Origin of the sequence: Modestobacter sp. VKM Ac-2978 (assembly GCF_026968025.1) — a bacterium.
Classification (GTDB): Bacteria; Actinomycetota; Actinomycetes; order Mycobacteriales; family Geodermatophilaceae; genus Modestobacter.
The window spans coordinates 144,225-157,376 of record NZ_JAPVBP010000002.1 but is presented as its reverse complement, the minus strand read 5'-3'; the positions used below and the strand labels follow the sequence as shown (position 1 = coordinate 157,376).

Here is a 13,152-nt window from a genome sequence, read left to right as displayed (position 1 = left end):
ACCCGGCCGGCTCCGCTCACCGCTGGCACGCTCGGCCGGGCCTCGGGCGGGGTCAACCGCCCAGCCGGCGGTGTCGCGAGCGCTGCTGCGCTGCCCGGGCGTCGAGCAGCGCCCGGGCACTGGTGGCCACGACCAGGTGCTCGTGGGACGTCGGGTCGTCGACGGGGCGCCCCAGCAGTGCCTCGATCCGGGCCAGCCGCAGGTAGAGCGACTGCCGCTGCACGTGCAGCGCATCGGCTGTGCGGGTCCTGCTGCCCCCGTGCCGCAGGAGGACGGCGAGGGTCTGCACCAGGTCGCTGCCATGCGCGGCGTCCCAGGCCAGCAACGGCGACAGCGCGTCGTCCACCAGGAGGGCCAGCGCCCGGTCGTCCAGCCGGCCCAGCAGCCGGAGCAGGGTCAGGTCGCGGGTGACCGCGGTCCCCCGTCCGAGCAGCGTGGCCACCGGCAGGGCGTCGTGCGCCTCCCGCAGGGAACGGCCGGCGTCGGCCACCGGGACCTCCGGGCCGACGGTGGTGACCACCCCGGCAGCGGGGAGGACGCTCGCCAGCCACCCGGCCGGGTCGGGTCGGTCCGGGGCGGCAGGGACCGCGACGAGCCCCACGGCCTCCCCACGGACCCGGTCGGCGAGCAGCTCCAGGTCGTGGGTCGACGCGACGTGGGCCCAGGTCGCCAGCACCTGCCGAGGGTCGGGTGCGGACGCGGCGATGCCGAGCAGCCGCGCATCCGGCGACGGGTGGAAGCGCGCCAGTCCGGCGCGGACCAGCAGCTCACGGACCCCGGGGACGGCGTCGGCGAGCAGGTCGGCGAGCAGCGGCGCCGCGAGGTCGCCGGGCGTCCCCGTTCCCGACTGCCCGACCGCCACCGCCGCCACACTCGCCAGCCGCGCCGCCAGCACCCGCAGCCCGGGCAGGTCGCAGCCGGGGCCGGGCCCCAGCAGGACCGACCCCCAGTCGACGTCCCAGATGCGGACCGGCGAGCTCGCCGCAGGCCGGCGGAGCAGCCGTTCGGTCGCCCGCTGGTCCCGCAGCCCCGCGGCGGCCACCACCTGCCCCGACCGGGTGACGAGTGCGGCCGGGCCGCCGGTCACAGCCGCGGCGCAGGACACCACTGCGGGGGTCCCGCCGCCGGCGGCCAGTGCCGCGTGCACCTCGTGCACCACCTGGTCGGCCAGCCGCAGCCGGGGCGCGTCCGCGTGCAGGATCGCGCCGTTGGCCTCCTCGGAGATGCGGATGAACGGCACGACCTGGCGCAACACGTACAGCGGCAGGCCGTGCCGGGTGGCCTCGTCGAGGATCTCGCCCGGCAGGTCCGGCAGTGACCGGCCCAGCTCCATGGCCACCGCCGACACCCGCTGGGCCGCCAGCTCGCGGACCCAGTGCCGCCGGGCGCCGGCGTCCACCCCGGCCAGGCCGAGGCCGGTGGTGAGCAGCAGGTCGCCGGCCGACAGCAGGGGGCCGATCTCGTAGATCTCGCTGGAGTGCACCCAGCGGACGGCGGCGCCCAGCCGCGCGGGCGGGACGGCCACCTCCGGACTGGCCTGCCGCACCGAGGGCAGGAGCAGGAACTCGGCCAGCGTCAGCGCCACAGGCGTCCCCCCGGTCGACAGTTCGTCATGGACCAACAGGACGATCCCCGACACCAAGCGTATTGCCCACCCCTCGCCGCACGGCGGACCCTGCGGAGGACCAGCCCGCAGGTACCTGGGCGACCGCCCCACGAGGAGGACCCACATGACGACTCCCCAGCCACCGGACCAGGACCGCGCGTGGCTGGAGGTGGCCCTGGCGGAGGCCCGGACCGGCTTGTCCACGGGCGGGGTGCCGATCGGGGCCGCGCTGATCGGCCCGGACGGCACCGTGTGGGGCCGTGGCCACAACCGACGGGTGCAGGACGCCGACCCGTCCGTCCACGCCGAGACGGCGGCGTTCCGGGCCGCCGGCCGCCGCCCCTCCTACCGCGGCACCACGATGGTGACCACGCTGTCCCCCTGTTGGTACTGCAGCGGGCTGGTCCGCCAGTTCGGCATCACCCGGCTCGTCGTCGGGGAGGCGCGCACGTTCAGCGGCGGGCACGACTGGCTCGCCGAGCACGGCGTGGAGGTCGTCGTCCTCGACGACCCGGGGTGCATCGACCTGATGACCGACTTCATCGCGGCCCAGCCGGCGCTGTGGAACGAGGACATCGGCGAGGACGGCGCAGAGCCGCCCGCGCGTACCGGTGCGGAGGAAGCCCGATGAGCGCCAGCACCAGCCGCCACGCGGAGTCCCCGGCCGCCGTCGTCGACCCCGACTACCCGATCGACCCGGTGCCCGCGTCGGCACGGCGGTCGCTGTTCTCGCTGTCCATCGTGCTGCTCGGGTTCACCTTCTTCACCCCGACGATGCTGGCCGGCGCGCAGATCGGGGCGGCCTTCTCCGCCACCAGCCTGATCTGGGTGCTGCTGCTGGGCAGCGCCGTGCTGGGCGTCTACGTCGGCGCGATCGGCGGCATCGGCGCCCGCACCGGGCTGACCACGGTGATGATGTGCCGCTACACGCTCGGCACGCGCGGCGCGAAGCTCGCCTCCCTGCTGCTCGGCGGCACCCAGATCGGCTGGTACGGCGTCACCGTCGCCACCCTCGCCCAGCTCACCGCCAGCGCACTCGGCTGGGACGGCCGCGGGCCGGAGGTGGCGCTGATGCTGGTCGGCGGCGCGGTGATGGGCGCGACGGCGTACTTCGGCTACAAGGGGATGTACGCGCTGTCGCTGGTCTCGGTGCCGCTGCTGCTGGCGCTCGCCGGATGGGTGACCTGGCGGTCGCTGGAGGAGGTCGGCGGCTGGAGCGGGCTGACGGCGATCGTGCCCAGCGAGACGATGACCGTCGCGGTCGCGGTGACGATCGTCGTCGGCACCTTCGCCTCCGGCGGCACCCAGGCACCCAACTGGACCCGCTTCGCGCGCACCCCGTCGGCGGGCTTCTGGGCCTGCCTGGTCGCCTTCCTCGTCGGCGAGCTGCTGATGCTCGGCTTCGGCGCGATCGGGGCCGTGGCGTTCGGGGAGGGCGACTTCGTGCTGGTGCTCTACCAGCTCGGCCTGGTCGGCTGGGGGCTGGTCTTCCTGGTGGCCAACCTCTGGACGACCAACGACAACACCGCCTACAACTTCGGCGTCGCCGGCGCCGAGATCGCCGACTCCCGGTCGAAGAAGCCCTTCGTGGTGGGCGGGGTCGTGCTGGGCACGCTGCTGGCCGTCACCGGCATCTACGACAACCTGATCGACTACCTGGTGTGGCTGGGCATCCTGATCCCCCCGCTCGGCGGCGTGGTGATCGGCGACTTCCTGGCCCGGTGGCGGAACGGCATGTCCGGTGCCACCGCGCTGCTGCCGAGCGTCGAGTGGCGCAACATCGGCGTCTACGTGGTGGCCTCGATCGCCGCCTGGGCGAGCAACGAGGCCGGCTGGGGCATCCCGCCGGTGATCGGCGTCGTGGTGGCGGTCGTCGGGGTGCTGGTCGTGCAGCGCGGCCGTCGCCCGGCCCCGGTCGGCTGACCCGGCGGACCGGCGCCTCGAGTGCGCAGTCCCGGTCGCCGACCCGCGCGGACACGCCGCGGCGGACGACCGGGACTGCGCACTCGACCGGCGAGGTCGCTCAGCCGAGGCCGAGAGAGCGGGCGATGAGCATCCGCTGCACCTCGCTCGTCCCCTCGCCGATCTCCAGGATCTTGGCGTCGCGGTAGAAACGGCCGACCGGGAACTCGGTCATGAAGCCGTACCCGCCGTGCACCTGGGTGGCGTAGCGGGCGTTCTCCATCGCCATCTCCGAGCTGTACAGCTTGGCGATCGAGGCCTCCCGCTTGAACGGCTCCCCGCGCAGCATCTTCTCCGCCGCCCGGTAGTAGGCCAGCCGCGCGGTCGAGGCCCGCACCTCCATGTCGGCGATCATGAACTGCACCGCCTGGTTGCGGCCGATCGGCTGCCCGAACGCCTCCCGCTCCCCGGCGTACTTGACCGACTCGTCGACGCAACCCTGGGCCAGCCCCACGGCCAGCGCGGAGATCGCGATCCGGCCCTCGTCCAGGATCGACAGGAACTGGGCGTACCCGCGCCCCCGCTCGCCCACCAGGTTCTCCGCGGGCACCCGGCAGTCGCTGAAGGAGAGCTCGCGGGTGTCCGAGGCGTTCCAGCCGACCTTGGCGTACCGCTTGCCGACGGCGAAGCCCGGGGTGCCCGACGGCACGATGATCGTGGAGATCTCCTTGCCGCCGTCGGGCTTGGTTCCGGTGACTGCGGTGACGATGACCAGGTCGGTGATCTCGGTGCCGGAGTTGGTGATGAAGGCCTTCGAGCCGTTGATCACCCACTCGCCGTCCTCGAGCCGGGCGGTCGTCTTGGTGGCCCCGGCATCGGAACCGCCACCGGCCTCGGTGAGCCCGAAGGCGCCCAGCGCCTGGCCGGCGCACAGCCGGGGCAGCCACTGCTGCTTCTGTTCCTCGGTGCCGAACCGGAAGATCGGCATGGCGCCCAGCGACACCCCGGCCTCCAGGGTGATCGCCACCGAGCTGTCGACCCGGGCCAGCTCCTCCAGCGCCACGCAGAGGGTGAAGTAGTCGCCGCCGGAGCCGCCGTACTCCTCGGGGAACGGCAGGCCGAACAGCCCCAGCTCGCCCATCTGCCGCACGATGTCGGTGGGGAACTCGTCGCGTTCGTAGAACCCGCCGATCTGCGGGGCGATGACCTCCACGGCGAACTCGCGGACCACCTTCCGCAGCGCCTCGGTCTCCTCGTCGAGCCGGTAGTCCAGCACGGTCACTCCTCCTCGCCGGGCGCCGGTGGGGTCACCACGGCCACCCGCTCGTCGAGCCGGACCGACTGGCCGGCCGTCACCGGGAGCTCGGTGACCGTCCCCGCGAGCGGGGCGGTCAGCACGTGCTCCATCTTCATCGCCTCGACGACCAGCAGCGGGGTGCCCGCCTCCACCTGGTCCCCGAGGGACACCTGTACGACCGTGACCGTGCCGGGCATCGGCGCGGTCACCGCACCGTCGGACCCGGCCGCCGTCCCGGTCGTGGCGAGCCGTTCGTGCTCGCGCAGCCCGACCGCGTGCCCGTCCCCGGCGAGCCAGACCGTGCCCCCGGCGTGCACCACGGTGTAGCGGGTGGTGACGTCGTCGAGGGTCACCGTCACCCGTTCGCCCTCCCGGTCGATGCGGGCGGACATCGGCTCGCCGTCCCCGACGCGCACCTGCGCGGCCGTCGACCGGCCGCGCACCCGCACCGTCACCGGATCGGCGCCGGGCGCCTGCAGCCGGCGCACCGTCCAGGCCGGCTCGCCGAGCCGCCAGCCCGAGGTGTCCGCCCACGGGTCGACCGCTGCGCCCCGGGGCTCCACCTCGGCCAGCAGCGCCAGCGCCGCCGCGGCGTGGACGTGCGGGGGGATCGGCCGGGCACCGGTCAGCGCCTCGCCGCGGCGTTCGATCAGCCCGGTGTCCAGCCGGCCGGCGACGACGTCGGGGTCGGTCAGCAGGTCCCGCAGGAAGCCGGTGTTGGTGGCCACGCCCAGGACGGCGGTGTCGCCGAGGGCGGTGACCAGCCGCGCACGAGCGGTCTCCCGGTCCGGGCCCCAGGCGATCACCTTGGCCAGCATCGGGTCGTAATCGGTGCCGATGACGCCGCCGACCCGCAGCGAGCTGTCCACCCGGACGCCGGCGCCGGCCGGCTCGACCAGCCCGACGACCTCCCCGGCCTGCGGCAGGAACCCGCGCGCCGGGTCCTCGGCGTAGACCCGGGCCTCGATCGCGTGGCCGGTCAGCCGGACGTCGTCCTGCCCGATCGGCAGCCGCTCCCCGGCCGCCACCCGCAGCTGCAGCTCCACCAGGTCCAGCCCGGTGACGCACTCGGTGACCGGGTGCTCGACCTGCAGCCGGGTGTTCATCTCCAGGAAGAAGAAGTCCTGTGGCGCGTCGGCGTCGACGATGAACTCGACCGTCCCGGCGCCGGTGTAGCCGACCGCCCGGGCCGCCTCGACCGCCGCTGCGCCCATCGCCTCCCGCTGGGCCGGGGAGAGCAGCGGGGACGGCGCCTCCTCGACCACCTTCTGGTGCCGGCGCTGCAGGCTGCACTCCCGCTCGCCCAGGTGGACCACGGTGCCGTGCTCGTCGCCGAAGACCTGCACCTCGATGTGCCGGGAGTGCCCGAGGTAGCGCTCGACCAGCAGCGTGTCGTCGCCGAAGGAGCTGCGGGCCTCGCGGCGGGCACCGGCGATCTGCTCGGCCAGCTCGGCCGGGTCGCGCACCACCCGCATGCCCTTGCCGCCACCGCCGGCGCTGGGCTTGAGCAGCACCGGGAAGCCGACCTCGACCGCGGCCCGGGCGACCGCGGCGTCGTCCATGCCCGGCTCGGTGCGGCCTGGCACGACCGGCACCCCGGCGGCGGCGACGGTCTGCTTGGCCCGGATCTTGTCGCCCATCGCCTCGATCGCGGCGACCGGCGGGCCGATGAAGACGATCCCGGCCTTCTCGCAGGCGCGGGCGAACTCGACGTTCTCGGAGAGGAAGCCGTAGCCGGGGTGCACGGCCTGCGCGCCGGTGCGCCGGGCGGCGTCCAGCACCCGCTCGATGGACAGGTAGCTCAGCGCGGCCGGGGCGGGCCCGATCGGGACGGCGACGTCGGCCAGCCGGGTGTGCAGCGCACCGGCGTCGGCCTCGCTGTACACCGCGACCGAGCGGATGCCCATCGCCCGCAGCGTCCGGATGACCCGGACGGCGATCTCCCCGCGGTTGGCGACCAGGACGGTCTCGAACACGCCTCAGCACCCCCCACGGAAGGGGCCAAGAGCGCGACTCCGGCCCCAGGTGGGATCAGGCCGCCTTGCGGGTGCTCTTCGCGAGGACGACGTCGGCCTTGGTGGCCTTGACCAGCCGGCGCTTCTTGACGGTGTAGCCGGGCGGGAGCGTCCCCTCGGCGAGCGCCCGCAGCGGACAGCGACCGCACCGGGGCTTGTCGACGCAGCACTTCTTCTTGGGCATCTTGGCCGGCTTCCCCACGCGGTGAGGTTAGCCATGCCTTGCCGACCCGTCCACGGCTGCGGCGTGTCGCCCGATACCGTTCGAGGGACGTCACCCAGCGACCTACAGGAGTCCCGATGGCCGCCGATGCCTTCATCGACCTGCTCAACGCCCAGATCGGCCACGAGTTCGCCGCCCACCAGCAGTACGTCGCCTGCGCCATCTACTTCGACGAGCAGACCATGCCGCAGACCGCGCAGCTGTTCTTCGACCAGGCCGGCGAGGAGCGCGACCACGCGATGATGATGGTCCGCTACCTGCTCGACGCCGACGCCCCGGTGAAGATCCCCGGCATCGCGGCCCCGACCACCGAGTTCTCCGACGTCGTGGCGCCGGTCGCCCTCGCCCTGGAGCAGGAGAAGCGGGTCACCGAGCAGATCAACCAGCTCACCGCGGTCGCCCGGCAGCACAACGACTTCGCCTCCGACCAGTTCATGCAGTGGTTCATCAAGGAGCAGGTCGAGGAGGTCAGCAAGATGAGCGACCTGCTCACCGTCGTCCGCCGCTCGGCCCACGACGTGGAGCAGATCGAGGACTACGTGCTGCGCGAGGTCAAGCCCGAGGGCACCGACCCGATGGCCCCCGCGATCGCCGGCGCCACCAACTGACCCCGCTCCGGTCCCACCGAAATGGCCATTTTGGTGGGACCAGGGCGACCGCTCACATCCGGAAGACGCCATAGCCGACCTCCTCGAGGGGGGCGTTGGCGCACGCGGAGAGCGCGAGCCCGAGCACGGTGCGGGTCTGGGCGGGGTCGATGACGCCGTCGTCCCAGAGCCGGGCGGTGGCGTGGTACGGGTGGCCCTGCTCCTCGTAGCGCTGGCGGATCGGCGCCTTGAACGCCTCCTCGTCCTCGGCGCTCCAGTCGTCCCCGAGCCGGTCCCGGCGGACCTGCGCCAGCACGCTGGCCGCCTGCTCCCCGCCCATCACCGAGATGCGGGCGTTGGGCCAGGTGAACAGGAACCGGGGTGAGTACGCCCGGCCGCACATCGAGTAGTTGCCGGCGCCGAACGAGCCACCGATGACGACGGTCAGCTTGGGCACCCGTGCGCAGGCCACGGCGGTGACCATCTTCGCGCCGTGCTTGGCGATGCCGCCGGCCTCGTAGTCGCGGCCGACCATGAACCCGGAGATGTTCTGCAGGAACAGCAGCGGGGTCTTGCGCCGGTCGCACAGCTCGATGAAGTGCGCGCCCTTGAGCGCGGACTCACCGAACAGGACGCCGTTGTTGGCGATGATCCCCACCGGGTGCCCGTGCAGCCGGGCGAAGCCGGTGACCAGCGTGGACCCGTACAGCGGCTTGAACTCGGCGAACCGGCTGCCGTCGACCAGCCGGGCGATCACCTCGCGGACGTCGTAGGGCGTGCGGGTGTCGACCGGGACGACGTCGTAGAGGCTCTCCGCCGGGTACGCGGGCTCCTCGACCGGCTCGACGTCCCAGGGCCGGGGCTCGCGCGGGCCGAGGGTGCCGACGATCTGCCGGACGATCTGCAGCGCGTGCGCGTCGTCCTCGGCGAGGTGGTCGGTGACGCCGCTGACCCGGGAGTGCAGGTCGCCGCCGCCGAGGTCCTCGGCGCTGACCTCCTCCCCCGTCGCCGCCTTCACCAGCGGCGGGCCGCCCAGGAAGATCGTGCCCTGGTCGCGGACGATGACCGCCTCGTCGCTCATCGCCGGCACGTAGGCACCGCCGGCGGTGCACGACCCGAGGACGGCGGCGATCTGCGGGATCCCGGCCTTGGACAGGTTCGCCTGGTTGAAGAAGATCCGGCCGAAGTGCTCGCGGTCGGGGAAGACCTCGTCCTGCAGCGGCAGGAAGGCCCCGCCGGAGTCGACCAGGTAGATGCAGGGCAGCCGGTTCTCCTTGGCCACCTCCTGCGCCCGCAGGTGCTTCTTCACCGTCATCGGGTAGTAGGTGCCGCCCTTGACGGTGGCGTCGTTGGCGACGACGACCACCTCGCGACCGGCCACCCGGCCGACCCCGGTGATGATCCCGGCGGCCGGCGCCTCGTCGTCGTAGAGGCCGTGCGCGGCCAGCGGCGACAACTCCAGGAACGGGCTCCCGGGGTCCAGCAGCGCGTCGACGCGCTCGCGCGGCAGCAGCTTGCCGCGGTCGGTGTGCCGCTGCCGGGCCCGCTCACCCCCACCGAGCGCCACCCGGGCCAGCTGGGCGGCCAGCGCGGCGGCCAGGCCGGCGTGGTGCGCGGCGTTGCCGGCCACCGCCGGGTCGGCCGACGGGGCACTGTGCAGCACCGGTGCGTCCACGGGAGTGAGGTTAACCACGGTTCACAGTCTTGGTCCAGGGTGAACGGCGATTAACCTGACGCCGTGACGTCCCAGCAGGACAGCGCCCTGCACAGCGACGCGGCGAACCCCTCCCGCCGGGAGCAGATCCTGCGCGCGGCCGCCCAGCTCTTCGCCGAACGGGGCTCGCGCGCGGTCGGCGTCGACGACGTGGGCGCCGCGGTGGGCGTGACCGGCCCGGCGATCTACCGGCACTTCGCCAGCAAGGACGCCATGCTGGCCGAGATGCTGCTGCGGATCAGCGAGCGGCTGCTGGCCGGCGGCACCGAACGGGTCGCGGCGGCCGGGGCGTCACCGGTCGACCAGCTGCGCGCCCTGGTGGAGTTCCAGGTCGACTTCGCGCTGGACAACCCCGCCCTGATCACCGTGCAGGACCGGGACCTGGGCGCGCTGACCGACCGGGACGCCCGCCAGGTGCGGCAGCTGCAGCGGCGCTACGTCGAGGAGTGGGTCGCCGTGCTGGCCCGGCTCCACCCCGAGGCCTCGACGGCGGCCTGCCGCGCTCGGGCGCACGCGCTCTTCGGGCTGATCAACTCCACCCCGCACAGCGCAGGCCGGGTCGCCCGCCCGGCGATGGCCGGGTTGCTGGCCGAGATGGCGATCGCCGCCGCCCTTTCCTGAACGGCCCCGCTGCAGGGCCCCGCCGCGAGCTTGCGAGCGGCGGGGGGCAGCGGGGTCCTTCTTCAGTTGGCGTCGACCCCGTCTCCGGGCAGCGAGAGCCCGGCGCTGGCCAGGGCGTCCAGCGCCGAGGTGGCGCCCCGCTCGGCCCCGGCCCACGAGGTCTCCACGATGCTGACCGTGTCGCCCTGCTGACTGCTGGCGTACTGCGCGCCGGAGAGCCCCTCGGGGGCGCCCTCGTAGCTCGCGCCCTCGCGCAGCAGGTCGCTGACGTTGCCGCTGCCGTCGGTGTCGGCCAGCGACCGGAGCGCCTGCGCGCTCGCCGGGTCGGGCATGGTCACCCGGGCCACCGAGACGACGGCGGGCAGGCCCTCGACCTCGGCCGACCACAGCGCCCGGTCCAGGTCGGTGCAGTCGTTGTTGGCGAAGAACCCGGCGACGGCGTCGTAGGAGTGCCCGATGCAGGTCGAGTTCTCCTCGACCACGCGCAGCGTGAAGGTGGTGCCGTTGACGACCGCGGTGGCGCCGACGACGGGGCCCGGCGCCGCCGACGTGGCGGGTGCTGAGCCGGTGGTCGCGCCGGCCGTCGTCGCCCGCGCGTCGCCGTCGTCGTCGCTGAGCGCCAGGACGCCCACGACGACGAGCAGCGCCACCACCGCCAGCGCCGCCAGCACCAGGGCGACCTGCCTGCCGCGGGAGGAGTCACCCCGGGCGGTCGCCGTGCTGCCCCCCGCCGGTCCGACGGACCGCACCTGCGGGCGGGGACGGAGCTCCGGCGGCAGCTCGCGCAGCCGCGGTGGGGTGGGCTCCGCGACGGGCGCCGAGGCGCCGGCGGCACCGAAGAGCCCACCCAGCCCACCGGTGTCGTCCGCCGAGGGCTCGGCCGGCTCGTGGACCAGCGCCATGGTGTCGCCGGGGCGGCCCGGCGGCCGGCGGTCCGAGGGAGCCTCCTCCGCGGGCGGGGCGGCGGCGGACTGCGGCGCGACGTCCCTCCGCTCGGCGGCCTCCTGCGCCTCGACGGCGGCGGCGGCGATCCGGGCGGCGGCGGCCGGGTCGACCAGCGGCCCGGCCTCGCCGCTGCTGCGCCTCGCCCCGGCCGCCGGTGCGGACGTCGGCGCGGCGACGGTGGTGCGGCGGGGTGCGGCGTTCAGCGCGGCCGGGGTCAGCAGGTCCGGACGGCGCAGCACGTAGGGCGAGTAGGGGAACCCCTCGCCGTTGAGCTCCTCGACCGTGGGGATCCGGCCGGCCATGCCGAGGGCCTCGATGCCGGCCCGGACGTCGGCCGTCGTCCACAGTCGGGGGTTGTCCGTGCCCGCGTGCCGGGCCGCGCGGGCGACCCCGAGCTGCAGCGAGCCCGAGTCCAGGAGGGCGACCTGGTCACCCTCGCCCAGGTCGCCGTCGGCCGGCAGCAGTCCCGTCACCGAGCCGGTGAGGACGGTGAGCCGGGCGATCCGCCCGGGCTCCAGCCCGGCCTGCCGCAGCGTCACCGCGGCGTGCATGCCCGACCGCATCAGGCCGTCGAGTGGGTTGGAGCCCCCACCGGCCAGCTGGAGCACCTCACCGGGGCCGTCGCCGGGACCGATGGTCCAGGCGCCCTCGGGTGAGGCGGTGACGACGCCGGACTGGCGCTCCACCTCGACCACCCGGACGACGGCGACGCCCTCGGGCACGAACAGCACCGCGTCGGACTGCCGGCGCTGCATCGGCCCCTCGACGACCGGCAGTGCGGCCATCACCGCACCGCGCACGCCGCTGCCGGTGTCCCAGCCGGCGAGTTCGGCGAAGAACGCACGCTCGGCCGCTGTCTGCAGCGGCGTCGGCGTGAGGATCAGCACGGACTCTCCAGGGGCAGGCAGCGGGGCGCGGCGGGACGGGTGCGGCCGCGGCGGGCGCCGCGGCGGCTGGGCGGCGGACCGGTTCGACGTTACGTCATCGACCGGCCCGTCCCGGGCTCAGCGCGAGGACGCGCCGCCGTCCGTGACCGCGACCGGCGTGTCCCCGGCCGAGGGGCGGCCCGGCTCCAGCGGCGCCTGCCAGCGGACCCACCAGGAGCTCCTGGTCAGCACGTCCAGTGCGCCCCACAGCGCGGCGAGGCCGACGGCCACCAGGGGCAGGGCCGACCAGTTCCACGGCGGGATGACGTCGAGCGTCGACTGGACCACCGCCGCGGCGGCCACTCCCCCGGTGACGGCCAGGCCGGCCAGCCAGCCCGGGACCCGGGCGAGCACGGCCAGGTCGACGAGGACCGCGCCGGCCAGCAGCATCAGCGGCAGCACCGAGGGCGGGAAGCCGGTGGCGTCCAGCAGCAGCCCGGTCACCGCCCGGTAGGCCAGGTAGACCCCGGCCAGGGTCGTCGCCGTCCAGCGCAGGCCCACGGTCCTGCGGGCCACCACCAGGGCGAGCAGCCCGGCGCAGACCAACCAGGCCGGGTGCACCCAGGCGGGCACCGGGAGCATGAACTGGATCGGGGTCTGCCCCTGGGAGGCGGCGAAGTCGAGCAGCTGCGGTTCGGCGGTGGTGCGGCCGGCGCGGTAGTCGGCCAGGGACAGCACGCCGTACTCCTGGTGCTGGTTGGGGAAGAGCACGTTCTCCACGAAGAACAGCCACAGCCCCAGCGACACCAGGTCGCGCAGCCGGCCGGGTGCCGCGTAGAGCCACCAGCCCCGGATGGCACCGGCGAGCATGATCGCCGTCCCCACGTACAGCAGCGCGTGGCTGGGGCTCCAGCTGGTGATGTCCAGCCCGTTGATGCGGTGGTTGAGGACGTCGATCGGGACGGCGACCAGGAAGGTGCCGATGCCGGCCTGCATGAGCTGCAGTGCCCGCCGGTCGACGCCGTAGCCGCTGTAGCTGTGGAAGACGACGAGGGCGACGACGAGCACGGTGCCGGCCGAGTTGAGCAGGTGCGGCGGGGCCAGGTCGTCGCGCAGCCACTTGAAGTGCCAGGAGACGTCCCAGGAGGAGCCGAGCATCTTCAGCGCGAACGCAGCCAGCCAGGCCGTGTAGACCCAGCGCAGCTCGTCCTGGCTGGTGGGCCGGCCGGGGCGGCCGGGGGTCAGGTAGGCCTGCCAGAGCCAACGCAGGAGCGCGATCGGGTGCCGGAACGCGGCGCCCGGCGAGGCCGGTGCCGGCACCGCCGTGTCGGAGCGCGGGGTGAGGGAGGTGCTGGAGGACACGAGCGGCTCCGCGA

General features: G+C 74.4%; 11 protein-coding genes. 4 read left to right on the top strand and 7 right to left on the bottom strand.

Translation table 11 applies throughout. From position 1 onward, the window contains the following. Window positions 1-52: 52 nt before the first annotated feature. A complete protein-coding gene (locus O2W53_RS04610) occupies window positions 53-1,585 on the bottom strand; it encodes a helix-turn-helix domain-containing protein (protein WP_269161854.1) in 1,533 nt (510 codons plus the stop codon). 145 nt (window positions 1,586-1,730) lie between these two features. On the opposite strand from O2W53_RS04610, the gene O2W53_RS04605 reads away from it, so the two are divergent. Together O2W53_RS04605 and codB are read left to right on the top strand one after the other, a co-directional pair. Further along, window positions 1,731-2,237 (top strand): nucleoside deaminase, encoded by a 507-nt coding sequence (locus tag O2W53_RS04605; RefSeq protein ID WP_269161853.1) that lies wholly within the window; start codon window positions 1,731-1,733, stop codon window positions 2,235-2,237. Further along, window positions 2,234-3,529: a cytosine permease gene (gene codB, locus O2W53_RS04600; protein ID WP_269161852.1), complete on the top strand. Its 1,296-nt coding sequence runs from the start codon at window positions 2,234-2,236 to the stop codon at window positions 3,527-3,529. Before O2W53_RS04605 ends, codB begins: the two co-directional genes overlap by 4 nt. A gap of 100 nt (window positions 3,530-3,629) precedes the next feature. Here codB and O2W53_RS04595 read toward each other — a convergent pair whose 3' ends face one another. From O2W53_RS04595 to O2W53_RS04585, 3 genes are read right to left on the bottom strand one after another with little or no spacing between them, the layout of a single operon-like run. Beyond that, window positions 3,630-4,784, bottom strand: a complete 1,155-nt coding sequence (locus O2W53_RS04595; RefSeq protein WP_269161851.1) for an acyl-CoA dehydrogenase family protein — start codon at window positions 4,782-4,784, stop codon at window positions 3,630-3,632. A gap of 2 nt (window positions 4,785-4,786) precedes the next feature. Continuing rightward, window positions 4,787-6,781, bottom strand: a complete 1,995-nt coding sequence (locus O2W53_RS04590; protein ID WP_269161850.1) for an acetyl-CoA carboxylase biotin carboxylase subunit — start codon at window positions 6,779-6,781, stop codon at window positions 4,787-4,789. A gap of 55 nt (window positions 6,782-6,836) precedes the next feature. Further along, the gene (locus O2W53_RS04585) at window positions 6,837-7,022 is read right to left on the bottom strand and encodes a hypothetical protein (RefSeq protein ID WP_164702154.1); all 186 of its coding nucleotides are present in this window, start codon (window positions 7,020-7,022) and stop codon (window positions 6,837-6,839) included. 98 nt (window positions 7,023-7,120) lie between these two features. On the opposite strand from O2W53_RS04585, the gene O2W53_RS04580 reads away from it, so the two are divergent. Beyond that, window positions 7,121-7,651 carry a ferritin gene (locus O2W53_RS04580; protein WP_269161849.1) on the top strand — a complete coding sequence of 177 codons (531 nt, stop codon included), beginning with the start codon at window positions 7,121-7,123 and terminating at the stop codon, window positions 7,649-7,651. Window positions 7,652-7,703: 52 nt separating this feature from the next. Here O2W53_RS04580 and O2W53_RS04575 read toward each other — a convergent pair whose 3' ends face one another. Then, on the bottom strand, window positions 7,704-9,305 hold the full coding sequence (locus O2W53_RS04575) for a carboxyl transferase domain-containing protein (RefSeq protein ID WP_269161848.1): 1,602 nt from the start codon (window positions 9,303-9,305) through the stop codon (window positions 7,704-7,706). Window positions 9,306-9,368: 63 nt separating this feature from the next. Between O2W53_RS04575 and O2W53_RS04570 the strand changes: the two genes are divergently transcribed. Further along, complete coding sequence (locus O2W53_RS04570) at window positions 9,369-9,965, top strand: SACE_7040 family transcriptional regulator (protein ID WP_269161847.1); 597 nt, start codon at window positions 9,369-9,371, stop codon at window positions 9,963-9,965. Window positions 9,966-10,027: 62 nt separating this feature from the next. Here O2W53_RS04570 and O2W53_RS04565 read toward each other — a convergent pair whose 3' ends face one another. Both O2W53_RS04565 and O2W53_RS04560 read right to left on the bottom strand, forming a co-directional pair. Continuing rightward, entirely contained in the window at window positions 10,028-11,797 is a 1,770-nt protein-coding gene (locus O2W53_RS04565; RefSeq protein ID WP_269161846.1) for a hypothetical protein, read from the bottom strand. A gap of 117 nt (window positions 11,798-11,914) precedes the next feature. Further along, window positions 11,915-13,138: a hypothetical protein gene (locus tag O2W53_RS04560; protein ID WP_269161845.1), complete on the bottom strand. Its 1,224-nt coding sequence runs from the start codon at window positions 13,136-13,138 to the stop codon at window positions 11,915-11,917. Between the last annotated feature and the right edge of the window lie 14 nt (window positions 13,139-13,152).

Excerpts from the sequence above, each read along its gene's own strand:
- O2W53_RS04605 (WP_269161853.1), top strand. The coding sequence starts at position 1,731 with ATGACGACTCCCCAGCCACCGGACCAGGACCGCGCGTGGCTGGAGGTG.
- codB (WP_269161852.1), top strand. The coding sequence starts at position 2,234 with ATGAGCGCCAGCACCAGCCGCCACGCGGAGTCCCCGGCCGCCGTCGTC.
- O2W53_RS04580 (WP_269161849.1), top strand. The coding sequence starts at position 7,121 with ATGGCCGCCGATGCCTTCATCGACCTGCTCAACGCCCAGATCGGCCAC.